Source organism: Microbacterium luteolum (assembly GCF_039533965.1).
GTDB lineage: Bacteria > Actinomycetota > Actinomycetes > Actinomycetales > Microbacteriaceae > Microbacterium > Microbacterium luteolum.
Genome location: NZ_BAAAUN010000001.1, coordinates 1,972,852 through 1,995,368 on the forward strand (window position 1 = coordinate 1,972,852; position 22,517 = coordinate 1,995,368).

Genomic DNA, 22,517 nt, shown 5'->3' on the forward strand with positions numbered 1-22,517 from the left:
CGGCATGACTTCCGTCGAGGATGCTCTGAGCATCTCTCGTCCGGGCTCGGTCTTCTTGCCGATCGCCGCTCCGAGAGCGACCAAGTCGGTGACGCGCACGGTGGTCACACCGCGTGCTTCGGCGACTCTGGAAAGACGCCGCCAGTGGGAGCGTCGCTACCGGATGCGACTGCGGATCACGGATGCGGCCGTCATCCTGTTCGCCGTCGTTCTGACCGCGACGGTCCAGCTGAGCGTCGGCATCACCGGGTTCGAGGTCCTTCGAGACGGCATCCCCCTCGCCGCGCTCTGGTACCTCATGCTCAGTGCTCTGCACACGCGGGACGCCGCGCTGTTCCGTGCGAGTGCCACCGAGTACCGCGGCGTGGTCCACGCCAGCGGGCTCGCCTTCGGGATCATCGCCATCGTGGCGGTGCTGCTCGCATGGAAGTCGATGCAACTGACGCTGCTGCTGGGGCTGCCCGTCGGTGTGTTGACACTTCTGGTGACCAGGTGGTTGTGGCGCCACTGGCTCCAGACCCAGCGGACGCACGGGCGGTTCGCCTCCCGCACGCTCGTCGTGGGTAACAGGGATGACGTCGAGTACGTGGTGCGCACGCTGCACCCGATCGGCGCGTCGGGCTACCAGGTGGTCGGCGCGACGCTCCTCGACGGCAACGCCCGCGAGGTGGAGATCGACGGCGCGGTGTTCCCAGTTCTGGGGAACGTGAACACCGTGTCGACGGTCGCCGCCGAGCTGGGCGCCGACACGATCATCGTGGCCAGCCGCCCCGAGGGCGAGCCGGAGTTCGTGAAGCAGCTGAGCTGGCAGCTGGAGGGGACCGCTGCCGAGCTCGTGCTGTCCAGCCGTCTCACCGATGTCGCGGGTCCGCGGATCTCGTTCGCGCCCGTCGAGGGCCTGCCGCTCATCCAGGTCAAGATCCCGACCTACGAAGGCGGAGTGCACGTGCTCAAGCGCGCGCTCGACATCGCCGTCGCCACGGTCGCGCTGATCCCGATCGGACTGTTGGCGCCGGTCCTGGCCGCGCTCATCAAGCTCGACTCTCCCGGACCCGTCTTCTTCTTCCAGGAGCGGGTGGGCCGCGACGGCCGCACGTTCCGGATCGTCAAGTTCCGCTCGATGAAGACCGACGCCGAACAGCAGCTCGCGGCCCTCAAGGCCGCCAACGAGGGCGCAGGTCTGCTCTTCAAGATGAAGGACGACCCCCGGGTCACCCGCGTCGGGAAGATCCTGCGCAAGCTGTCGCTCGACGAGCTGCCGCAGTTCTGGAACGTCCTCATCGGCGACATGAGCGTCGTGGGCCCGCGTCCGCCGCTTCCGAGCGAGGTCACGGCCTACGACGGCACCATCTTCCGCCGCCTGTACATCAAGCCCGGCATCACGGGTCTGTGGCAGGTGTCCGGCCGGAGCGACCTCTCGTGGGACGAGAGCGTGCGCCTCGACCTCCGGTACGTCGAGAACTGGTCCGTCATGAACGACCTGCAGATCATGTGGCGCACCGCCAAGGCGATGGTGCAGCCGAGCGGTGCATACTGAACGGATGAGTCAAGGGAACACGGCCCCCGTCGCTGAGTCCGTCGACATCGCCGGCGTCCGCGTCGACTCGTTCACCGAGGCCTCGCTCGTCGACCATGTGCTCGAGATGGCGACGAGCGACGGGGTCGACGTGGCGATCGGCGTGAACGCGCACGTGTGCAACCTGGCTCGCAAGGATCCGCACTTCCGGCGCCTCGTGACCGACGGCTCGACCTACGCCGACGGCCAGTCCGTGGTCTGGGCCGCGAGGCTGCTCGGCGGGCACCTCCCCGGGCGCCTCGCGACCACCGACATCGCCGAACCCGTGCTGCGTGCCGCGGCGGATGCCGGTATCCCGGTCTACTTCTTCGGCGCTGCGGAGGGCGTGGCGGAGCGCGCTGCGACGATCCTCCGGGAGAAGATCCCCGAGCTGCGACTGCGCACGCATCATGGCTACGTGGCCGCCGAGGGGATCGACGGCGTCCTCGACGACATGCGGTCGCACGGCACCGGCATCCTGTTCGTCGGAATGGGCGACCCGGCACAGCAGCTCTGGATCGACGCTCACCGCGATCGCCTGCCACCCGCGGTGCTCACCTGCGGCGGTCTCTTCGACTGGCTCAGCGGATCGAACAAGCGCGCGCCCGCGTGGATGATCCGCGGGGGCCTGGAATGGCTGTGGCGCCTGATCATCGAGCCGCGTCGACTCGCCAAGCGGTACCTTCTGGGCAATCCGTCTTTCATGGCCGCGGTCGCGACGCAGAGACTGCGCGGGTCGAAGGCATGAGCACCGCCGCGAGCTCGCCGCGCGGCGAGCTCGCCCGTGGCGGCGCGCTGAGCTTCGCCGGATCGGCCGTGAGCGCCGTCATGGGGCTGGTGCTGATCGTGATCCTCGGCCGGCTGCTCGGCGATGCCGGATCCGGCATCGTGCTGCAGGCCGTCGGCATCTTCACGATCGCTCTGGGCGTCGCGCGCTTCGGCATGGACTCCGCGGCGATCTGGATCCTTCCGCGTCAGCTGGAAGACCAGCGGCAGCTGCTGCGGCCGACCGGTGCGTTCCTCCTGATCATGTCCGCGGTCGTGGGGCTCGTCTGCTCCGCCGTCCTCTTCGTCGGCATCCTGATCGCAGAGGCGCAGAGTCCGGGAGACGATGTCGCGGCCGCGCTCCGGACGATCGTCTGGTTCCTGCCGGTCGCCTCCGTCATGCTCACCGCGCTTTCGGCGACCCGGGCGCTCGGCAAGGTCGACGCCTACGTCCTGGTCGGCAACGTGGCGCTCCCGACTCTCCGCCCGATCGCCATCGCCGTCGCGGTCGGTCTCGGGGCCGGAGCCGTCGCCGCATCCTTCGCCTGGGCGCTGCCCCTGCTCCCCGCTGCCGTCGCCGCGGTCGCGGTGATGCTGGTGCAGCTCCGACGACAGGGACGAACGAGCGAACCGGGCTTCCTGCGGTCGGACGTGCCGAAGCGCACGCTCCAGTACGCGCTCCCCCGCGTCGTCTCCTCGGCGCTCGAGCAGCTGCTGATCTGGCTGGCGGTGATCATCGTCGGCGCGATCGCCGGCCCCGCCGCCGCGGGCGTGTACGGCTCGGCGAGTCGCTTCGTCGCCGCCGGCATGATCGTCGACACCGCGCTCCGCGTGGTGGTCTCGCCGATGTTCAGCCGGATGCTGCACCGCAAGGACACGGGCGAGCTCGAATCCGTCTACCGGACCGCCACCGTGTGGCTGGTGCTGTTCAGCACCCCGGTCTACATCCTCCTGGCCGTCTTCGCGCCGGTCGCGCTGTCGCTGCTCGGAGAGTCCTTCGCCGACGGCCAGAGCGTCCTCATCGTGATGTCCGTCGGTTCGATCGTGACCTTCCTCGCGGGCAACATCCATTCCGTCCTGCTGATGAGCGGCCGCAGCGGATTGGCCGCGCTGAACAAGGCCGTCGCCGTCGCCGTCAACGTCGGTCTCATCTACCTCCTCGTGCCCCTCTGGGGCATCACCGGCGCAGCCGTCGCCTGGGCGGTCGCCTGCGCGCTCGACGCGGTGCTCGCCTCGCTGCAGGTGCGCTTCGTCCTCGGTCTGCGGGTGTCACCGCTCGCCGGGATCTACCCGCTCATCGTCGCCATCGTCACGATCGGGGTCCCCGCGGCGGCCTTCCGGCTGCTCTTCGGCGCGACATGGCTCGGGCTCATCGCCACGGTCGTCGTCGGCGCCGCCCTGTTCCTCGCGTGGTGCCGGTTCGATCGCCGACGTCTCCACCTGGATCAGCTGCGACTCCCGGGCGCTCGATAGATCAGAACTGGGGGCTGGTGCAGGATTCGACAGGCATGCTAGAATGCCGCCTGGGGAATCTTCTCGTCTCTTCGTATGAGAAGCCGCTCGGTGGGACGAGCAAATCAGAATCTGGGGAAAACAGGGGATGTCTAACGACGTTTTGGGGACGCCTGCTGCGAAAAAACGCAGCACGGCATTGTGGATAGCGATCGCGGCAGTGGTACTCGCCGTCGTCGGTACCGTCAGCGCGTTCGCGCTGACGGCGAACCGGGACGACCAGGCCACGAACGGATCAGGGCCTTCGCCGACGCCGAGCGTCACGGCGACGCCCGCTCCGGCTGCGCCGCCGACGGTCGCAGGTGAGATCGACGCCGACGAGGCGCAGCTCACCATCCAGACCGCGCTGGCCGCGCCGATCGGCACCGCCGGTACGTCGGCTGATCTGGCCGCCGTGCTGAAGGACGTCGCGGTCGACGCCTATGCGGCCGAGGTCGAGGCGCAGTGGCAGGAACTCATCTCGCAGGGCTGGAGCATCGACGGCTCGCCCACGCTGGTGTCGACCGAGGTCACGAGCCTCTCCGCCGATGCCGAACCTCCGACGGCGGAGATCACCGCCTGCGTCGACTCGTCCGCAGTGACGATGCTCGACGCGAACGGCGCTCCGATCGGCGACGACTCGGCGAAGACGCCCCGCGCCCTCCACCTCTTCACTCTCATCCAGGGAACTGACGACATCTGGCGGATCTCCGCCCACAGCTTCCCCAACGACCCGACATGCTGAACACGGCTGCTGACGAAAGGCGCCCTGCAATGACTCGCTCCACCTCACGTCGCTCCGGCCGCATCGCGGTCGCCGCTGCGACCGCTGCCCTCACGATCGCAGCGCTGTTCACTCCGGTGTCGGCCGCCACGGCGGCAGAACCCACGCTCCCGACGGCCGATGGCCTGACCGAGATCACGGCCGCCGCGTCGTGCTGGGAGATCAAGCAGCGCAACCCGCAGTCGCAGAACGGGGTCTACTGGCTCAAGACGCAGGCCATGGTCGCTGCCGACCAGTTCTACTGCGACCAGACCTCCAACGGCGGCGGCTGGGTGCTCGTCGGACGCGGACGCGAGGCATGGGCGACATCGACCAACGGCTCGGGCTCTCCCGAGCAGGTGCGGACCGACGTGACCGGCGAAGCGGCCTTCAAGCCCCGCCAGCTGCCCGGTGAACTGATCGATCAGCTGGCCAACAACCAGCCGATCAAGAACCTCGCCGACGGCGTCCGCCTCGTGCGCGCCACGAACACGGCCGGCACGACGTGGCAGGATCTGACCTTCACCTTCTCGAGCCCGCGCGACAAGTGGACGTGGATGTTCAACAACGAACAGCGCGTCAATCAGTACAAGGTGAACGGTGTCACCCGCAGCGGCGGCAACACCGCCAACTTCGGCAACGACAACAACTACATCCGCGTGCGCACGATCACCGGCTCCGCCGAGGGCTACGCGATGGGCTTCGGCTTCGGCCCCAACATCCGCGGCAACCCCGCGAGCTCGAGCTACCTCTGGTCGAAGGACACGAACACCGGCTCCGCCCGTCCGTTCACGCAGGTCTTCATCCGTCCGCAGCTCTCGACGGCTTCGTTCGAGAGCATCCCGGCATCCGGCTCCGCAGCGATCACGAACCAGGCGGTCGTCGACAGCTTCGCCCAGACGCAGAACTGGGGTGTCGCCGGTCTCGGCGCAGGCGCCGCCTCGACGGAGGGCAGCAACGAGGTCTCGGCATTCACCGAGGTCGGCAGCACGGTCTTCGTCGGAGGCAACTTCACCACCGTGCAGAAGACGGCGGGCGGGGGCAGCGCGCAGTCGCAGGCCTACCTCGCCGCTTTCCAGCGCGATACTGCCGAGTTCATCCCGACCTTCCGTCCGACCTTCAACAACCAGGTCAAGGCGCTCGCGCCGCTTCCCGGCAACCGCGTCGCGGTCGGCGGGTTCTTCACCCAGGTGAACGGCCAGAACGCTGCGGGCCTCGTGGTCCTCAACGCGACAACGGGTGCGATCGACACCGCATTCACGGGGCGACTGATCAACGCGCTCAGCGGCGGCGTTCCCGTCGTGCGGACGCTCGACGTGCAGGGCGGATGGCTGTACGCGGCCGGCGTCTTCACGCACTCCACGGGCGGAACCTCCAGCGTGCAGAGCTACACGCGCGGCGCCGTGCGCTTCAACGTGACCAACGGCACGCCCGACGGCACGTGGAACCCGGAGTTCAACGGCACGGTCATGAGCGTGGATGCATCCGCACAGGGTGACCGCGCGTACTTCGCCGGCTTCTTCACGATGTCGAAGTCCCGCCCGGCCGACAAGGCCGCGGCGATGTCGACGGCGAACACCGACCTGTTCCCGTGGGCGGTCGTCTTCTCGAACCGCAACAGCGGCCGGACCGGCTACCAGCAGGCGGTCCTCGAGGTCGGCAACCGCGTCTGGCTGGGAGGATCCGAGCATTCGCTGTTCAGCTACTCCCGTGACGGCCTCACGCTGCAGAGCTCGTCGGTCGGAAACGCCGGCGGCGACTTCCAGGCGATCGCCACCGACGGCAACGCCGTCTACGGCGGATGCCACTGCTTCGAGACGCAGTACGACGGATCGACGACCTGGAACCCGGTCGGCACGGCCTGGACCGCCGCGGATGCCGTCTACGGCTCCGGCGCGTGGAGTGCCTCGACGGGCGCTCGCATCCCGAGCTTCAACGGCGACTTCGACACCAACCGCGGTGCCGGCGCCTGGGCGCTGTTCGTCGACTCGACCGGCACGCTGTGGCAGGGCGGCGACTGGACCTACTCCACGCAGGCCGGGTACAACCGGCAGTGGTCGGGAGGCTTCGTCCGCCACGCGCAGCGCGACACGGTCGCGCCCACGACGCCGACGAACCTCGTCGTGAACACGAAGACCGACGGCGTAGCCCTCACTTGGGGGGCCTCGACCGACAACCGCGGCGTCACGGCATACCAGGTGCTCCGCAAGGATCGAGTCGTCGCCACGGTGACGGGCACGACAGCGACCCTCCCCGCAGCACCGGCCGACACGCTCTACTTCGTCCGCGCCATCGACGCACGGGGCAACGCCTCCGCGTCGACGGCAGGGGTCACGGCAGTCGCGCCTCCGGCGCAGCCGACCACGGCCACGCTCGTCGCAGCAGGATCGAACTGGTCCTACCTCTACAACGCGGCGGGACCGACGGGCGCCTGGACGACCACCGGATACGACAGCTCGGCCTGGCAGACCGGTGCCGCTCCGCTCGGATGGGGCCAGACGACCCTCGGCACGACGCTGACCAGCGCCGCACCGAAGCCTCTCGCCTCGTTCTACCGGCAGGCATTCCAGGTGGCCAACGCCGCGGTGGTGGAATCGGTGAAGATCACCACGCGAGCCGATGACGGCATCGTGCTCTACGTCAACGGCACCGAGGTTCTGCGCAAGAACGTCGACGCCGGAGCAGCGGGAGTCGGTACCTACGCGAACGCTGCGGTCGGCGCTGCCGCTGCCCTGGCGAACCCGGTGACGATCACCGTGCCGGGCAACCTGTTCACCACGGGCACCAACGTGATCTCGGCCTCGGTCCACTCGAACTACCGGACGACGCCGAGCCACAGCTTCGAGCTCGAGGCCGTGGCGACGATCGGCACGCAGCCGGCTCCGCCGGCACCGCCGGCCGAGCCGGAACCGGAGCCCGAGCCGGAGCCGGAACCCGAGCCCGTCGACACGACGGTCGTGGCGGCAGGATCGGCCTGGTCGTACCTGTTCTCGAACGATGCGACGCCCGCGAACTGGGCGGCGACCGACTTCGACGCCTCGACCTGGACGTCCGGCACCGGCGCATTCGGCTGGGGTCACACCGAGCTCGCGACTCCGCTCGACACCACGCTGAGCCCGCGTCCGATCACGAGCTACTACCGACAGCCGATCACGCTCTCATCGGTCGACTTCACCAAGTTGACCGTGACGACGCGTGCGGATGACGGCGTCGTGGTCTACGTCAACGGGGTCGAGGTCGCACGGAAGAACCTGAACGAGGGCGCCGTGACGCAGAGCACCTACGCGAACGCCGCGGTGTCGGCTTCCGCAGCCGTCAGCACGCCCTTCGTGTTCGATGTCCCGGCCGCGGCCTTCGTGGCGGGTGCGAATGTGATCGCCGTCGAGGTGCACTCGAACTACCGCTCGACTCCGAGCCATAGTTTCGAGCTGTCCGCCGTGGCATCATGACGGGAGTGACCTCACAGAGTCGACCCGGTTTCCGCGAGTACCTCGCAGATCTCAACCGCGCCCAGAAGAGCGGCGCGGGGGTGCCCGCGTACACGCGCTGGGTGAACCGTCGGCTGGCTCGTGGGATCGCTGCCGCGTCGTCGGCACTGGGACTAACCCCGAACGCGGTGACAACGATCAGCGCGATCCTCTCGGCCGCCGGGCTCGCGCTGATGATCGTCGTCGGTCCGACCTGGTGGTCGGCTCTGCTGACGGCTGCGCTCCTCGCCCTGGGCTATGTCTTCGACTCGGCCGACGGCCAGGTCGCCCGCCTCACGGGGACATCCAGCCCGGCGGGCGAGTGGCTCGACCATGTGGTCGATGCGATCCGCACGCCGGCGATCCACCTCACGGTGGCCGTCGCCGTCATCCTGCACCGCCCCGAGCTCGTCTGGGTCGCCGTCATCGCGCTGCTCTTCACCGTGATGAGCGTCGGCCAGTTCATGAGTCAGATCCTGGCCGAGCAGCTCGTCCGGAACTCCGGCGGCGAGACCGGCGAGAGCAACGGCGTTCGCAAGTCGCTCTTCCTGCTGCCGACGGATACCGGCGTGCTGTGCTGGAGCTTCGCGTTCTGGATGTTCCCGCCGGCATTCGCCGTCGTCTACACGCTCCTGTTCGCGATCAACCTCGTGCACACGGCCGCGTCGATGCGACGCAAGTACCGCAAGCTCGTCGCTCGCTGACACGGCGCGCGGGTCTCGTCCATCGGACGACCCGCGCGCCGGCCTCGCTCAGGAGTCCGCTGCCACCGGATTGCGCGCCTCATGGCGCAGGGTCGCCGTACGCTCGCTGCGTGCCGGGAACGGCCAGGAGATGCCCGATTCCTTGCGCTGCGCGCGCGGCAGACCGCGCTCCGCGATCGCGCCGAGGATCCGCGTGTCGATCCCGTCGGCCTCTTCCCTGATCCAGCGGATCTCGGCGGTCGTCGTGTCCCGCTCGCGGGTGACCACCACGACGGACTGCGCGACGCGAAGACCGGCGAGGATGCTGGCGGGATGCGCGCCGGACGAGAGCACGAGGAACGTGATCTCGTCGCTGCCGGCGTTCTCGATCGCCGCGTACGTCTGTTCGGTGAGAAGCAGGTCTCCCTGGTACTCGTCGCCCTCGTCGGTCGCCGAGAACACGCGCAGGGAGGGGATCGTCGACGAGGTCGCCGTGCCGGCGTCCTCGTCGTCCAGCGCGAGCGCGGCGCGGAGGTGCTCCCGGAACTCGTCCGTTCCCTCCGGGACGATGACCTGCACCTCGTGTCCTGCCTGCGCGGTCACGACGGCGAGGTTGACGGCGGTGGGCGATGTCTCCGTGCGGTGCGTCGCGTCGATGACCAGGACCGTCGTTCCCAGATAGATGTCGACGAGAAGACGCTCGCGGGTGACGCGCAGCGAATCCGCCGCGGCACCGCGCGCCGGCACGTCTTCACGCCGCGCATCGACCGTCGCGAACACCGGGGCGCGGAGAGCCCGTGACATCTCCCTGGCGTTGCGCAGCCGGCGATCGAACGGATTCCAGATGAACGCCGCGATGAGCCCGAGGACGAGTCCTGCGGCTATGCCCGTGAGCAGCGTCACCGTGCGCCCAGGGGCGAAGCCGAGCTCGTTGTCCTCGGCGGCCGAGAGGACGATGCCGCCGGTCGTGTCGACGCTCTGCAGCCCGTTGCGCTGCGAGAGCAGTCCGTCGAGCTCGGTGAGGATCTGCTGACGCTGCGTCGTCGCCTGCGCATAGGCGGCGCTGGTCACATCGGCGCTGACGAGCGCCTGGTTGGCCTCGCCGAGAGTCGTGTTGAGCGCGTCGATGCGCTCGGTGAGGCTCGTGACCATGACATCGATGCGCTCATCGGCCTGATCGCTGCGGAAGGAGAGGTAGGCGGAGGCGACGGCATCCGCGCCCTTGATCGCCTCGGCGGCGTTGTCCGCGTCGAAGTCGACCGTCACGACGGCAGCGCCGGACGAGGTCGTCACCGTGGACGCGGCGCGGATCTCACTCGCCTTCATCGCACCGTCGAGCAGGTCCGACGCCCGCGACGCGACGACGTGCGATCGGGCGATGGCCGTCTCGGTCGCATCGTCGAGCAGACCGGACGCGGCCTTCTGCGCGCTGAACGGCTCGGTCGTGATCACATTGAGGTTGATCGTGGTGGTGGCTGTGACCGTCTGCTGCGCGACCACGAGGTATCCCGCTGCCGCGATGCCCCCGAGCACCGTCGCGGCGAGGATCACCCGCCACTGTCGCTTGAGCACGAAAACGTACTGCTCGAATCCGAGCGTCGCCGTGCTTCCCTGATCCTCGTCCATCAACGATCTTCCCCTCGACTGCGAGCGCGCCTGTGCCGACCCCACGGGCTCCCAGCCCTCTTCTTGTCCGTGGGCCTATCCTAGGGGCGGAGCCTGAGTGATAACGGAGGACGCGTGCGTACGGATCTCGCCGTCGTCGGTGCGACGCCCCCGTCGACTGTCGCCCGCGCCGCCCTGCCCCGGTGGCCGTTCACGGCGATGCTCGCGCTGTTCCCTCTCTGGTGGGCCCTCGGGGTCGCCGAGATGGCCTGGATCCCGCTGGCCGGATGCATGGTCGTGCTCATGGTCAGGCGCGGTGCCATCCAGGTCCCCCGCGGATTCGCGATCTGGCTGCTTTTCATGGTCCTCATGGGCGCATCGGTCATCGGCATCGACACGTCGGGCCGCCTCATCGGGTTCGTCTACCGGGCGCTGCTCTACGCGACCATCACCGTCGTCTTCGTCTATGTGTACAACGCGAAGGAGACGCTCACCCTGCGCTACGTGCTCGGGCTGATGACGCTCTTCTGGCTGTGGGCCGTACTCGGCGGTTTCGCGGGCGTCGCGGCACCCGAGTTCGCCTTCCGCACACCGCTGTCGTACATCCTGCCGCAGGGTCTCCAGGCGAACGAGCTCATCAGCGAGATGGTCGTTCGACGGCTGACGCAGTTCAACCCCGACAGCTGGCTCGCGCTCGATCCGCGACCCTCCGCGCCGTTCCTCTATACGAACGGCTGGGGCAACGTCTACTCCGTGACCCTCCCGATGGTGGTCGCGTACATGACTCTCATCCGCCGGGGCAAGACCTTCTGGCTGCTGCTCCTGGCCATCCCGCTGTCGCTCATCCCGGCCTTCCTCACCCTCAACCGCGGCATGTTCATCGGCCTCGCGGTGGCCGCCGCCTACCTCTTCCTCCGCTTCGCGATGGCCGGCCGACTCCGACAGGTGCTCCTGCTCACGGTCATCGGCGTGGTGGCGGCGGTGGCCGCGATCGCCCTCGACGTCGGCAGCAAGCTCACCGACCGCGTCGAGACGAGCTCGTCGACGGAGGATCGAGCGAACCTCTACGAGGAGACATTCGTCCGCACGCTGCAGTCACCGCTCTTCGGATACGGGGCGCCCCGCCCGTCCTTCACGGACGGAGCTCCCTCCGCCGGGACGCAGGGGCACCTGTGGATGGTGATGTTCTCGCATGGCTTCCCCGCGCTGATCTGCTTCGTCGGCGCCCTGGTCTGGATGTACTTCGCCACCATCCGCGGCCGCAGCACCGCGATGCTGGTGCTGCACACCGTGCAGCTCGTGATCCTCGTCGAGGTGTTCTTCTACGGCGTGCTGCCCAACGGACTGATCCTCACCTTCCCGGTGGCCGCGCTCGCCATGAGGGAGCTCCGGGCGTCGCGGGCGTCGAGAACGTCATTGTCGCCACCCCCGTCGAACCGCTAGGATGTACCGGGTCACGCCAGAAGGGGAGCGCGTGACATCGACCAAGACTTTGGGGAGTCAATGGTGCAACCGATCGTTAGCGTCGTCATGGCGACGCGAGACCGTCCGCAGCTGCTTCGTCGCGCTGTGGCTTCCGTCTTCGCACAGGAGCACGTCCACCCGATCGAGGTGGTGCTCGTCTACGACGGCACCGAGATCGACGAGCTGACGGACCTCGACCGCGGTCCGCACACGCTGCGTGCCGTCAACAATGCGCGAACGCCCGGCCTCGCCGGCGCCCGGAATACTGGCATTCTGGAGGCGAGCGCGCCCCTCATCGCCTTCTGCGACGATGACGACGAGTGGAAGCCGGGCAAGCTCAGCGCGCAGCTGCCGCTCTTCCAGGACTCCGATGTTGTGCTCGCTGCCACCGGTATCGAGATCCACTCGGCCGGCGGCACGCACGAGCGCCTCTCTCCGGCATCCGTGGATCTCGAGGACCTGCTGCGTTCGCGCATCACCGAGCTGCACCCGTCGTCGTTCGTCATCCGCGCCGAGGTGCTGAAGGGCGCTCTGGGACTGGTCGACGAGGAGCTTCCGGCCTCGTACGGCGAGGACTACGACCTGCTCCTGCGCGCCGCCAAGGTCGGTCGCGTGCGGGCGGTCCCCGAAGCACTCACGATCATCCACTGGGATCGCACCTCCTACTTCAGCGAGAAGTGGCAGGGGATCGCCGACGGCCTGAGCTACCTGCTCGCCAAGCACCCCGAGTTCACCCGGAGCGGCGAGGGCCAGGCCCGCATCGAGGGCCAGATCGCCTTCGCGCACGGCGCCCTGGGCGATCGTCCGAAGGCGCGCTCCTGGGCGCGGCGTGCGATCGGTCACGATGCCCGCCAGCCGCGCGCGTACCTGGCGATGCTCGTCGGCATGGGAGTCGTCTCAGGAGAGCGGGTCGTCTCCGCGCTCAACAAGCGCGGACGGGGCATGTAGATGCCCCGCCTCTCGGTGATCGTCCCGGCCTACAACGCCGCCGGCACTATCGCCTCCGCCCTGCGTTCGACGGCGAGGGCGCTGCCCCGCGACGCCGAGATCGTCGTCCTCGACGACGGCAGCACGGACGGCACCGCCGAGGCGGCCCGGAAGACCGGCGACGCCCGGATCCGTGTGCTCTCCCGCCCGAACCGCGGGGTCGCCGCAACTCTCACCGACCTGCTCGACGCGACGGACAGCGAGGTCGTCGCTCGCATGGACGCCGATGATCTCGTCCTGCCCGGCCGATTCCGTCGGCAGCTCAGGGCGCTCGATGACGGCGCCGACGCCGTCTTCACCACGGTCGTGACGTGGGGCTCCGGCCTGCCCGGTGTGCCACGGCCCACGGGGATCGATGCCGAGGACTTCGGCCTGCACCTGCTGCTGACGAACCCGGTCGCCCACTCCACTCTCGTCGCCCGGCGCTCAGCCGTCGTCGACGCCGGGGGCTACCGCCGACTGCCCACCGAGGACTACGACCTCTGGCTCCGAATGGCCGAGCGAGGAGCCCGGATCCGACGGCTCGCACTCCCGGGGCTCGCCTATCGCGTGCACCCGGGGCAGGTGACGGCATCCGAGAAATGGCGACGCTCGTCGTGGGAGAACGCGGAGATCGCGGAGTCGTACTCGACTCTCGCCGAGCGTCTTCTCGGCGCCCCCGCCACCCGCATCACCTCCCTCTCCATCGATGAGTCCTTGAGCGCGAAGGAGAAGCTCGCCGAGGTGGACCGCTTCTCCGCCCTGTTCCGGCGCGCCCTCGACGGACATCGGCCTTCGGCGCAGCGCGCCCTGCGCCGCAAGCTCGCGGAACGGCGGGCCTGGCTCGCTGCACGGGTCAAAGACGCGACGGTGGCGACGCGATGACCGCGCTGACTCCTCGCCAGCAGTACCGTGCCGCGTGGGCGGCTGATCGTCGGGCGAACGCCTCCTACCCGAAGAGTAAATTTATTCTTCGCTGGTTCCGCAGCGCCCACCGGTGGCGCGCTGAACGAGGCCCCCTCGCTCGAATCGTCTTCCTCGTGGTCGGCGGATCGTACAAGCTCGTCACCGAGGGGTTCATGGGGATCGAACTGCCCGCGAGCACCGAGGTGGGCCCTGGACTCCGCCTTCGCCACGGCGTCGGAATCGTGGTGAATCCGGCCAGCAGAATCGGCGCGAACGTCATGATCCGCCAGGGAGTCACACTGGGGAACAGGAAGCTCCCGGACGACTGCCCGACGATCGAGGACGACGTCGAGATCGGTGTGGGAGCCGTCATCATCGGTTCGGTGACCGTCGGCACCGGCGCGCGGATCGGGCCGAACGCGGTCGTCTTCCGGGACGTCCCTCCCGGCGCGATCGTCGCCTCCCCGGCGAGCGAGATCCGCACCTGACACGGGTCGAACGCGCATCGGATCGCGTCATGCGATTTGACCTCGATACCTGAACGTGCTGTGATGAAAGCGTTATTTTCCGCGGAGGGGGTTCCGACGGAATGAGTCTCCCGAATCATGCCAACCTCTCGAAGAACGTCTCTTGCTGCGCTCGGCGCCGCGATTCTCACCTTCTCCCTCCTCAGCGGAGCACCTGCTCTCGCCGCTGACGAGGACCTTCCCGGATGGACTTTCCAGGAAGACGTCGACCTGTCGGACTCGAGTCGCTGGACTCTCGAGACCGGCCAGTCGTCGAACACCTCCTCGTACGACATCCCGAGCAACGTCTCGTTCGGCGGCGACGGACTGACCGTTCGAGGTGCGGAGGAGAAGCGCTCCTCCGCGGCCTACACCTCTGGTGACGCCAAGGGCCTCGACATCAAGATCCCGAACTACTCGCGGGTCGAGGTCGTGGGGTCGGTCCCCTACGGTCCCGGCCTGTGGCCCGCTCTCATGTGGCTCCGTCCGCTGGACAGCGCACACGGCGAGATCGACCTGATGGAGGTCTTCGGCGACGACGCTCGCCCGGCGGCCACCATCCACAACGAGTACGGATCCACGCACCGCAGCCTCCAGGGCTCCGTCCGGTGGGAGAACCTGCCGAACTCGGACCCGACCGGCGTGCACACCTACGTGATGGAGAAGACGCCCAACCGCATCGTCATCAGCGTCGACGGTCACGTCATGCTCGATGCCGGCCCGGAAGACGTCCGTCCCGGTTTCGACTGGAACGCGATCTTCGAGCGCCCCGGGGCCACCTGGTACCCCCGCGTGACCCTGCAGATCGGCTGCCCGCCGCTCGATCTCCTGTGCGGCATCGGTCTTCCCATCGGCGGTTGGCAGGGCGGCGCGATCAACCTGCAGAGCCTGAAGATCTGGCGCATGGCAGAGCCGGGCGAACAGCCTCCTGTCGTCGATCCTCCTGTCGTGGACCCGCCCGTCGTCGAACCGCCCGTCGTGGTCCCGCCCGTCGTGGTCCCGCCGGTCGTCGAACCGCCGATCGTCGAACCGCCGGTGGTGGAGCCGCCCGTCGTCGAGAACCCGGTCGAGGCCGGCACGTTCGCGCTCTGGCCGGGCAAGGAGGTGCGCCACGACTACGACGCCGGCGCAGCGGACGGATCGGAAGCGCAAGTCGCGTTCACCGTGCCGAAGAACATCGGGACCGGTGTGATGTACCACTCGCTGCAGGTCGCGTCCTCCGATGACGGACGCAGCGGCTACCGCGCCACGGTCACGCTCAAGGCCTCCGGCAGCATCCGGTTGACCCTGGCCAGCGTGACCGGCAACAGGACCACCGTCCTCGAGGACGTGACCGTCGCCAAGCGTGGCAGCTACGCCCCCGGTGACGACGTCCAGGTCGCGATCAGCGTCAAGGACGGCACGGTTTCCGCCAAGTCGTGGGTGGCCGGCGCGGAAGAGCCGGACTGGCAGCTGACCGCCGGCGGAGCGAAGCCCGCCGGCGACGAGGTGCTCCTCCTCGGCTACCTCTCCAAGCGGGCACCGAGCGCCGTCATGGCACCGTGGTCCGACCTCGGCGTGACTGCTCCCTAGAGTTCGCCGGGCCTCATCGCTTCGGCGTCGATCGCGCGTATCACGCGCTGCGCGGCGGTATCCGGCTTCGGCTCGGATGCCGCCGCGTCGGTCTTTCGGCGTCGCTGCGGTGCGTAGACGACGAGCGAGTGGAAGAGGAACCGCGCGAAGAAGGCCACGATCAGCGAGAGCGCCGTCGCCAGCACGCTCGAGATATGCCAGCTCTCCACCATGAGAGCCATCACGGGTATCCGCAGCGCGGCTTCGACGTTGTTGAACGCGAACGAGCTGGCGAAGCGGATGCCGAGTGCACGGGCGTCCGTGCGCATGTCGGCGAACACGAACCGCTCCTGCAGGAGGAAGTTGCCGATGATCGTCACCTCGGCCCCGATGATCGCCGCCCAGATGTAGGGGACGCCCGCCGCTGTCAGAGCCCACATGATCGCGAGGTTCGCCACGGCGCCGATCGCGCCGATCAGGGCGAACAGCGACATCTTGCCGAAGCGCAGCCGCGCGAGGTGGGCGAGGAACGTCGCCCCCTGGCGCAGGCTGGCCTTGGAGCTGCCGTGGCGCCGCTCGGCGAACTCCATGGGCATCTCCGCGATGCGCAGATCGGTGCGCGCGAGGATCTCCAGCAGGATCTTGAACCCCCGGGGCCGGAGGGAGGGAAGGTCGAGCCGGCTCCGGTCGACGAGGAAGAACCCCGTCATCGGGTCGGTGCTGCGCGCCAGCCTGATCGGGAACATCGCCCGCGTCAGCCAGGTCGCGCTGCGCGAGACGCCGAACCGCACGGCGGTGCCGAGTCCGCTGGTGTCTCCGCCGCCGATGTAGCGGGACGCGGCGACGACGTCGGCGTCACCTTCCGCATATCGATCGAGGAGGACCGGGAGCAGCTCCGGCGGATGCTGCAGGTCCCCATCCATCACGATGCAGACGTCGGATGCCGCGGCCAAGAGCCCGACCACGACCGCTCCGCCGAGGCCGCCGCTGTTCTCCTCACGGTGGATCACCCGTACGGGGATCGGCGCATCCGCCGCGACCCTGGCGATCTCTGCCGCCGTGTCGTCGGTGCTGTCGTCGACGAACAGGATCTCGGCGTCGCGTCCGGCGAGCGCTTCGGCGGTGCGCGCGACGAGCTCCGCGACGTTGTCGCGTTCATTGAACGTCGGCACGATGACCGTGACCGCTGCCCCCACGTGCTCCCCCATCTCCACCCGATGTGCGGGCTCCATCGTTTCACGGGTTCCTATGGGTCGGGAAACCGGTTCTGCTAGACTCACCACGGCGGCTGTGGGAGTCGTCAAGCGGATGGGGATCCGCTTACTGGGGAATTACTGATCTGGGGAGATCATGGGGACGCGTATCGGCTATGCCGTTGGTGCTTTCGACCTGTTTCACGTCGGGCATCTCAACCTTCTTCGTCACGCCAAGCAGCAGTGCGACATTCTGATCGCCGGCGTCGTGAGCGATGAGATGCTGCGCGAGGTGAAGGGCATCGAGCCCGTCATCCCGACGGCGGAACGTGCGGAGATCGTCAAGCACATCTCGTTCGTCGACGACGTCTACGTCGAGACCACGCCGTCGAAGATGGACTCCTGGCGGGACGTGCAGTTCACGCACTTCTTCAAGGGCGACGACTGGCGCGGCACCGAGAAGGGCCTGCGCCTCGAGCGGGAGTTCGCCGAGGTCGGAGTGGAGGTCGTGTACTTCCCATACACCGCCCACACCTCGAGCTCTTCGCTCCGACGTGCGCTCGACGCGATCACGGCGGGCGCGAACGTGCCGGCCGCGGCGATGTCGCGCTGACTCAGTTCGCGACGCCCAGCAGGCTCCGCGCCATCCGGGCGACGTGCGGCGGAGTGTGCGGGCCGAGCCAGACGGTCCACTGCGCCGGCGGCTCCGTGCATGTCCACTCGACGCACCACGCGTGCACGGCGCTCGCCAGTCGCTCACCCTTGGTGTGCGCCCTGAGTCCGTCACCGCGCACGAGCCACCGCACGGACACGCCATCGGGCACGTCGATGTGGCGGAACTGGATGCGGGCGGCGGCCTCCAGGATGATGACGCCCGTCGCGTCCCAGGGCAGTCGGGCCGCGACCCGAGCGATGGCGGCGGCATCCGCCGCATCGCCGGCGATGAGCACGGCTCCGTCGATGTTCTCCCAGTCGGGATCGTCCAGGTGCTCGCAGGCGCTGCTCATGCCAGAAGTATAGGTAAGGATAGCCTTACCTGGCAAGCGAGCGCGTCGCACCCGGAGCCCACCCAGCCGGGCGGTCGTAGGCTGGATGCATGACTTCTCCCGCTTCTGACACCCTCACGATGTTCGGCGCCGAATGGTGCAGCGACTGCCGCCGCACCAAGAAGCAGCTCGATGAACTGGGCGTCGCCTACACCTACGTCGACCTCGAGGCCGACCCCTCGGCGGCAGACGTCGCCAAGGAGATCTCCGGGCGCATGAACATCCCCGTCGTGCTGTACCCCGACTCCTCGCACCACGTCGAGCCGTCGAACGCCGACGTCGAGTCGAAGCTGCGCGAACTCGCACTGATCTGACCGCTCGTCGCGCCGATACACTGGCGCGATGAGCACCGAGGCTCGACCCGAACGAGCAGCCGTCCGCCTGTCCCCACGCACCGTCGTGCTGTACGCGATCGGCTCGCTCGGCACCGGCGGCTACGCCACCCTGCCCGGGCTGGTGCTGACGTACTTCCTGACCGACAACCTCGGCGTGGCCGCGCTGGCGGCCGGACTCATCGTCACCGCGGCGAAGATCTGGGACGTCATCATCGACCCGCTGATCGGAGCCGCCTCCGACCGGCAGCTCGCGCGGACGGGATCGCGACGAGGGTTCATGATCACCGGCGCCCTCACGCTCCCCCTCTTCTTCGCGCTCACGTTCGCCGTTCCCCCGTCGTGGGGTCCGGTCGCCGGAGCCGTGTGCGTGCTGCTCGCCTTCCTCGCCACGGCGACCTCCTTCAGCCTGTTCCAGGTGCCGTACGTCGCTCTGCCCGCCGAGCTGACCGACGGCTACGACGAGCGCACCCGTCTGCTCGGCTGGAGGGTGGTGGTCCTGACCGCCGCGATCCTGCTGTTCGGTGCCGGCGGCCCCGCTCTCCGCAATGCCGGCTCCGATCCCGTCCTGGGCTACCTCGTGATGGGCGTCGCCGCGGGACTCGTGATCGGCATCGGGATGCTCATCGCCGCGCGGACCGCGGGCCCTTCGACAAGCTCAGGGGCCCAGGAGGGAGTACCGAGGAATTCGCCGCCGGCCTCCCCGTGGCGCGATCAGTACCTCTCCGGCTTCCGGGCGCTTCGGCGCAGCCAGCCGTTCCGCGCACTGCTCGGCACCTTCCTGCTGCAAGCCCTGGCCACGGGCACGATGCTCGCCGGGGCACAGTACGTCGCGACCTGGGTGCTGCGATCCGAGGATGCGGTGACGTTCGTCTTCGTCGCCCTCGTCGGTCCCGCCCTCCTCGCCACCCCCGCCTGGACCGCCATCGCGCGGCGGATCGGCAAGGAGCGGGCGTTCGCGATCGCGAGCGCGCTCTTCGCCGTGGCCGCGCTCACGATCACCGCTGCGGTGTGGGCTCCGGGTGAATGGATCTACGGCTCCGTCGCCGTCGCCGGCATCGCCTACGCCGGGCTGCAGTCCCTGCCCATGGCGATGCTCCCCGATGTCATCTCTCACGATGAGCGCGTGAGCGGTCCCGGTCAGGCCGGCACGTTCACCGGCATCTGGACCGCAGGAGAGACGGTCGGCTTCGCCCTCGGCGCCACCGTGGTGTCGCTGACGCTCGCGGCGACCGGCTACATCTCGACGGTTGCGGGCGTCGCCGTCCAGCAGCCGGATGCCGCGATCACGGGGATCGTGCTCAGCTTCAGCATCCTCCCTGCCGTGCTCATGGCCGCGAGCCTGCTGACTCTGCGCCATTACCGCCTGCGCCGTCACGACATCGACGTCGCCGCCGAACCCGGCGCATAAGCTGGGATCCCGTCCGAAGGAGACGCCGATGACTTCTGCGACCACGCCCGCCGCCCCGTCCACCCCCGCGAAGCGCGCACCGAAGGCCGCGGCCCCCGCGCTGGGCGACGGCGTGCGCGAACGGCTCGACGGGGCGATCGCGGAACTGCAGGTCGGTGCGCGCACCTGGTCCGCCCTCACGGTCGCACAGCGCGTGACGCTGCTGCGCGCGGTGCGCACGAGCGTCGCCGCCTCCTCCGAGGATTGGGCGCACACGGCCGCCGCCTCGAAGGGCCTCGACGGACGGCATCCGCTGCGTGGTGAGGAGTGGCTCAGCGGCCCGTACAGCGTGCTGGGCGCACTCGACGCGTACATCGAGACCCTCTCTCGTCTCGCGGAGGGCCGGAACCCGCTCGACGGCCTCCGGGTCGGCCGTGCTCCCGGAGGCCGCACGCGTGTGCAGGCGTTCCCGTTGACCGGAATCGATCAGTTCCTGCTGTCCGGCTACACCGGCGAGGTCTGGCTGGAACCCGGCGTCACCCCGAACACCACGCGCGCCGCCGCCGGTCTCGCACAGCGGACGCCCGCCGAACCGGCCGGCGTCGGCCTCGTGCTCGGCGCGGGCAACATCACCTCGATCCCGGTGCTCGACGTGATGTACGAGCTGCTCGCGCACAACCGCACCGCCCTGCTCAAGGTGAACCCCACGCAGGATGCTCTCGTGCCCGTGTACAAGCGTGCGCTCGCGCCCCTCATCGAACCGGGATTCCTGCGCATCGTCCGCGGCGGACCCGAGGTGGGCGCCTACCTCACCGGCCATCCTGACCTCGCGCACGTGCACATCACCGGGTCGGCGGCCACGTTCGACGCGATCGTCTGGGGTCCGTCGAAGGGCGCCGGAGCCGCGGCGACCGCGCGACGACGACGCGAGAACCGTCCGCAGCTGAAGAAGCCGATCACGGCGGAGCTCGGCGGCGTCTCGCCGATCATCATCGTGCCGGGCGCGTGGACGGATGCCGACCTCACGTACCACGCCGAACACGTCGCGACGATGCGGCTGCAGAACGCCGGCCACAACTGCATCGCCGGCCAGGTGGTCATCCTCTCCTCCGACTGGGATCAGGCGGATGCCTTCCGCGCCGCGCTCCGACGGGCCTACGCGAACGCGCCGGAACGCCCGATCTGGTACCCCGGCTCCCCTTCGCGGATGCACCTCGCGACGGAGGAGTACCCCGATGCCCTCGTGCTCGGCGACCGCCTCCTCATCGAGGTCGACGGCGACGACGATCCGTCGGCGCTCCAGAGCACCGAGTACTTCGCCCCCGTCCTCGGCGTCGTCACGGTGCCGGGCACCGGTCAGGCGTTCCTCGATGCGGCCGTGGCCCACGCGAACGACAAGCTCCAGGGCACCCTGGGCGCCAACCTGCTGATCGATCCCACCACCGAGAAGGCGCTCGGTGCCGGCTTCGAGCGGGCGATCACCGCGCTGCGCTACGGATCGATCGCGATCAACGGCTGGACGGCCTTCGGGTTCATCACCCCGACGATGACCTGGGGCGCCTTCCCCGGCAACACGATCGACGACGTCGGCAGCGGCATCGGGGTCGTGCACAACGCCCTGCTGCTCGACCGGGTCGAGCGCTCGGTGATCCGCGGGCCCTTCCGGCCACTGCCCCGTTCCCTGCCTCTGCTCAACGGCGGCGGGCGTCTGACCATCCTGCCCAAGCCGCCGTGGTTCGTCTCGGCACACACCGGAGCCGAGGTGAGCGAAGGCCTCACCCGTTTCCGGGCGAGCGGGGGCGTGCTCGGGCTCGTGAAGACGCTTCTCCGCGCGATGCGCGCCTGAGGGCGGTCAGCGAGCGGCGAATCCGTCTGTCGCGGCGCGCAGGGCCCGCTGGATGCCGGGCTCTGCGGCCGAGTGACCGGCGTCGTCGACCACGACGAACTCCGCCTCCGGCCAAGCCGTGTGCAGATCCCAAGCCGTCATCATCGGTGTGCAGACGTCGTGTCGGCCCTGCACGATGACCGCGGGGATGTGACGGATGCCGGCAACGCCCGCGATCAGCTGCCCCTCGGTCCACCAGCCGCGGTTGACGAAGAAGTGGTTCTCGATGCGGGCGAACGCGGTGGCGTTGCGCGCGTCCGACATCGCGGCGATCTGGGCGGCATCCGGGCGGAGCGTGACGGTCGACGCCTCCCAGGTCGACCAGGCGACCGCGGCCGGCACGTGCACGGCGGGGTCGGGGTCGAACAGGCGACGGTGGTACGCCTCGATCATGCGCGAGCGCTCGAGCACCGGGATCGGGGCGACGTAGTCCTCCCAGAGGTCGGGGAACAGCGCCGCGGCGCCGCCCTCGTAGAACCACTCCAGCTCTTCGCGTCGCAGCGTGAAGATGCCCCGGAGCACGAGCTCGGACACGGCATCCGGATGCGCCTGCGCGTAGGCGAGCGCCAGCGCACTCCCCCAGGACCCTCCGAAGACCTGCCACTGCGCGATGCCGAGGTTCTTGCGCAGCAGCTCGATGTCGGCGATCAGGTGCGCGGTGGTGAGGAAGCGGAAGTCCGCTTCGGGAGTGCTGGCGTGCGGGGTGCTGCGCCCGCAGCCGCGCTGGTCGAGCAGCACGATCCGGTAGACGGCGGGGTCGAAGAACCGCCGCTGCCAGGGCGAGGTCCCGCTCCCGGGACCCCCGTGGAGGAACACGACCGGCTTGCCGGCGGGGTTGCCGCTGACCTCCCAGTACATCCGCTGGCCGTCGCCGACGAGGAGCTCGCCCGTCTCGAACGGCTCGATCGGCGGATACAGCGCATCCAGGTTCTTCGTCATCGGTCCCCCA

Annotated in this window: 19 protein-coding genes; 15 read left to right on the top strand and 4 right to left on the bottom strand. The window is 69.0% G+C overall.

Annotation, left to right across the window (positions count from 1 at the left end; all coding sequences use genetic code 11):
- Window positions 1-4: 4 nt before the first annotated feature.
- The 6 genes from ABD648_RS09495 (at window position 5) to ABD648_RS09520 (ending at window position 8,745) form a co-directional block, all read left to right on the top strand.
- The gene (locus tag ABD648_RS09495; protein WP_282214713.1) at window positions 5-1,537 is read left to right on the top strand and encodes a sugar transferase; all 1,533 of its coding nucleotides are present in this window, start codon (window positions 5-7) and stop codon (window positions 1,535-1,537) included.
- 4 nt (window positions 1,538-1,541) lie between these two features.
- Window positions 1,542-2,303: a WecB/TagA/CpsF family glycosyltransferase gene (locus ABD648_RS09500; RefSeq protein ID WP_282214714.1), complete on the top strand. Its 762-nt coding sequence runs from the start codon at window positions 1,542-1,544 to the stop codon at window positions 2,301-2,303.
- Window positions 2,300-3,793: an oligosaccharide flippase family protein gene (locus ABD648_RS09505; RefSeq protein ID WP_282214715.1), complete on the top strand. Its 1,494-nt coding sequence runs from the start codon at window positions 2,300-2,302 to the stop codon at window positions 3,791-3,793. Before ABD648_RS09500 ends, ABD648_RS09505 begins: the two co-directional genes overlap by 4 nt.
- Before the next feature lie 199 nt (window positions 3,794-3,992).
- Window positions 3,993-4,556: a hypothetical protein gene (locus ABD648_RS09510; protein ID WP_282214716.1), complete on the top strand. Its 564-nt coding sequence runs from the start codon at window positions 3,993-3,995 to the stop codon at window positions 4,554-4,556.
- 29 nt (window positions 4,557-4,585) lie between these two features.
- Complete coding sequence (locus ABD648_RS09515) at window positions 4,586-8,023, top strand: fibrinogen-like YCDxxxxGGGW domain-containing protein (RefSeq protein WP_282214717.1); 3,438 nt, start codon at window positions 4,586-4,588, stop codon at window positions 8,021-8,023.
- Window positions 8,020-8,745 (top strand): CDP-alcohol phosphatidyltransferase family protein, encoded by a 726-nt coding sequence (locus ABD648_RS09520; RefSeq protein WP_425561702.1) that lies wholly within the window; start codon window positions 8,020-8,022, stop codon window positions 8,743-8,745. The genes ABD648_RS09515 and ABD648_RS09520 overlap by 4 nt, the downstream gene beginning before the upstream one ends.
- A gap of 48 nt (window positions 8,746-8,793) precedes the next feature.
- Here the strand turns inward: ABD648_RS09520 and ABD648_RS09525 are convergent, their stop codons facing one another.
- Window positions 8,794-10,350, bottom strand: coding sequence for a Wzz/FepE/Etk N-terminal domain-containing protein (locus tag ABD648_RS09525; protein WP_282214719.1), 1,557 nt, complete (start codon window positions 10,348-10,350; stop codon window positions 8,794-8,796).
- 114 nt (window positions 10,351-10,464) lie between these two features.
- On the opposite strand from ABD648_RS09525, the gene ABD648_RS09530 reads away from it, so the two are divergent.
- From ABD648_RS09530 to ABD648_RS09550, 5 genes are all read left to right on the top strand, one after another.
- Window positions 10,465-11,772, top strand: coding sequence for an O-antigen ligase family protein (locus ABD648_RS09530; RefSeq protein WP_282214720.1), 1,308 nt, complete (start codon window positions 10,465-10,467; stop codon window positions 11,770-11,772).
- Between the two features lie 60 nt (window positions 11,773-11,832).
- A complete protein-coding gene (locus ABD648_RS09535; protein ID WP_425561703.1) occupies window positions 11,833-12,741 on the top strand; it encodes a glycosyltransferase family 2 protein in 909 nt (302 codons plus the stop codon).
- Window positions 12,742-13,644: a glycosyltransferase family 2 protein gene (locus ABD648_RS09540; protein ID WP_282214722.1), complete on the top strand. Its 903-nt coding sequence runs from the start codon at window positions 12,742-12,744 to the stop codon at window positions 13,642-13,644.
- Window positions 13,641-14,153 carry a serine acetyltransferase gene (locus ABD648_RS09545; RefSeq protein WP_282214723.1) on the top strand — a complete coding sequence of 171 codons (513 nt, stop codon included), beginning with the start codon at window positions 13,641-13,643 and terminating at the stop codon, window positions 14,151-14,153. Before ABD648_RS09540 ends, ABD648_RS09545 begins: the two co-directional genes overlap by 4 nt.
- Before the next feature lie 117 nt (window positions 14,154-14,270).
- Window positions 14,271-15,743: a glycoside hydrolase family 16 protein gene (locus tag ABD648_RS09550; protein WP_282214724.1), complete on the top strand. Its 1,473-nt coding sequence runs from the start codon at window positions 14,271-14,273 to the stop codon at window positions 15,741-15,743.
- Here ABD648_RS09550 and ABD648_RS09555 read toward each other — a convergent pair.
- On the bottom strand, window positions 15,740-16,954 hold the full coding sequence (locus tag ABD648_RS09555; RefSeq protein WP_282214725.1) for a glycosyltransferase: 1,215 nt from the start codon (window positions 16,952-16,954) through the stop codon (window positions 15,740-15,742). The two genes, ABD648_RS09550 and ABD648_RS09555, sit on opposite strands and share 4 nt — an antisense overlap.
- A 118-nt stretch (window positions 16,955-17,072) precedes the next feature.
- On the opposite strand from ABD648_RS09555, the gene ABD648_RS09560 reads away from it, so the two are divergent.
- On the top strand, window positions 17,073-17,528 hold the full coding sequence (locus ABD648_RS09560; protein ID WP_282214726.1) for an FAD synthase family protein: 456 nt from the start codon (window positions 17,073-17,075) through the stop codon (window positions 17,526-17,528).
- 1 nt (window position 17,529) lies between these two features.
- On the opposite strand, the gene ABD648_RS09565 is transcribed toward ABD648_RS09560, so the two are convergent.
- Complete coding sequence (locus ABD648_RS09565; RefSeq protein WP_282214727.1) at window positions 17,530-17,922, bottom strand: SIP domain-containing protein; 393 nt, start codon at window positions 17,920-17,922, stop codon at window positions 17,530-17,532.
- An 89-nt stretch (window positions 17,923-18,011) separates the two neighbouring features.
- Here ABD648_RS09565 and ABD648_RS09570 point away from each other — a divergent pair, with 89 nt between their 5' ends.
- From ABD648_RS09570 to ABD648_RS09580, 3 genes are read left to right on the top strand one after another with little or no spacing between them, the layout of a single operon-like run.
- A complete protein-coding gene (locus ABD648_RS09570) occupies window positions 18,012-18,275 on the top strand; it encodes a glutaredoxin domain-containing protein (protein ID WP_116634166.1) in 264 nt (87 codons plus the stop codon).
- Between the two features lie 28 nt (window positions 18,276-18,303).
- Window positions 18,304-19,704, top strand: a complete 1,401-nt coding sequence (locus ABD648_RS09575) for an MFS transporter (RefSeq protein ID WP_282214728.1) — start codon at window positions 18,304-18,306, stop codon at window positions 19,702-19,704.
- Window positions 19,705-19,732: 28 nt separating this feature from the next.
- On the top strand, window positions 19,733-21,529 hold the full coding sequence (locus ABD648_RS09580) for an aldehyde dehydrogenase family protein (RefSeq protein ID WP_282214729.1): 1,797 nt from the start codon (window positions 19,733-19,735) through the stop codon (window positions 21,527-21,529).
- A 6-nt stretch (window positions 21,530-21,535) separates the two neighbouring features.
- Here ABD648_RS09580 and pip read toward each other — a convergent pair whose 3' ends face one another.
- Complete coding sequence (gene pip, locus ABD648_RS09585; RefSeq protein ID WP_282214730.1) at window positions 21,536-22,507, bottom strand: prolyl aminopeptidase; 972 nt, start codon at window positions 22,505-22,507, stop codon at window positions 21,536-21,538.
- Window positions 22,508-22,517 lie beyond the last annotated feature (10 nt).

Bases quoted from the DNA above. Each gene is read 5' to 3' on its own strand.
- ABD648_RS09495 (WP_282214713.1), top strand. From the start codon at position 5: ATGACTTCCGTCGAGGATGCTCTGAGCATCTCTCGTCCGGGCTCGGTC.
- ABD648_RS09500 (WP_282214714.1), top strand. From the start codon at position 1,542: ATGAGTCAAGGGAACACGGCCCCCGTCGCTGAGTCCGTCGACATCGCC.
- ABD648_RS09505 (WP_282214715.1), top strand. From the start codon at position 2,300: ATGAGCACCGCCGCGAGCTCGCCGCGCGGCGAGCTCGCCCGTGGCGGC.
- ABD648_RS09515 (WP_282214717.1), top strand. From the start codon at position 4,586: ATGACTCGCTCCACCTCACGTCGCTCCGGCCGCATCGCGGTCGCCGCT.
- ABD648_RS09520 (WP_425561702.1), top strand. From the start codon at position 8,020: ATGACGGGAGTGACCTCACAGAGTCGACCCGGTTTCCGCGAGTACCTC.
- ABD648_RS09525 (WP_282214719.1), bottom strand. From the start codon at position 10,350: ATGGACGAGGATCAGGGAAGCACGGCGACGCTCGGATTCGAGCAGTAC.
- ABD648_RS09535 (WP_425561703.1), top strand. From the start codon at position 11,833: ATGGTGCAACCGATCGTTAGCGTCGTCATGGCGACGCGAGACCGTCCG.
- ABD648_RS09540 (WP_282214722.1), top strand. From the start codon at position 12,742: ATGCCCCGCCTCTCGGTGATCGTCCCGGCCTACAACGCCGCCGGCACT.
- ABD648_RS09545 (WP_282214723.1), top strand. From the start codon at position 13,641: ATGACCGCGCTGACTCCTCGCCAGCAGTACCGTGCCGCGTGGGCGGCT.
- ABD648_RS09550 (WP_282214724.1), top strand. From the start codon at position 14,271: ATGCCAACCTCTCGAAGAACGTCTCTTGCTGCGCTCGGCGCCGCGATT.
- ABD648_RS09555 (WP_282214725.1), bottom strand. From the start codon at position 16,954: ATGGAGCCCGCACATCGGGTGGAGATGGGGGAGCACGTGGGGGCAGCG.
- ABD648_RS09560 (WP_282214726.1), top strand. From the start codon at position 17,073: ATGGGGACGCGTATCGGCTATGCCGTTGGTGCTTTCGACCTGTTTCAC.
- ABD648_RS09565 (WP_282214727.1), bottom strand. From the start codon at position 17,922: ATGAGCAGCGCCTGCGAGCACCTGGACGATCCCGACTGGGAGAACATC.
- ABD648_RS09570 (WP_116634166.1), top strand. From the start codon at position 18,012: ATGACTTCTCCCGCTTCTGACACCCTCACGATGTTCGGCGCCGAATGG.
- ABD648_RS09575 (WP_282214728.1), top strand. From the start codon at position 18,304: ATGAGCACCGAGGCTCGACCCGAACGAGCAGCCGTCCGCCTGTCCCCA.
- ABD648_RS09580 (WP_282214729.1), top strand. From the start codon at position 19,733: ATGACTTCTGCGACCACGCCCGCCGCCCCGTCCACCCCCGCGAAGCGC.
- pip (WP_282214730.1), bottom strand. From the start codon at position 22,507: ATGACGAAGAACCTGGATGCGCTGTATCCGCCGATCGAGCCGTTCGAG.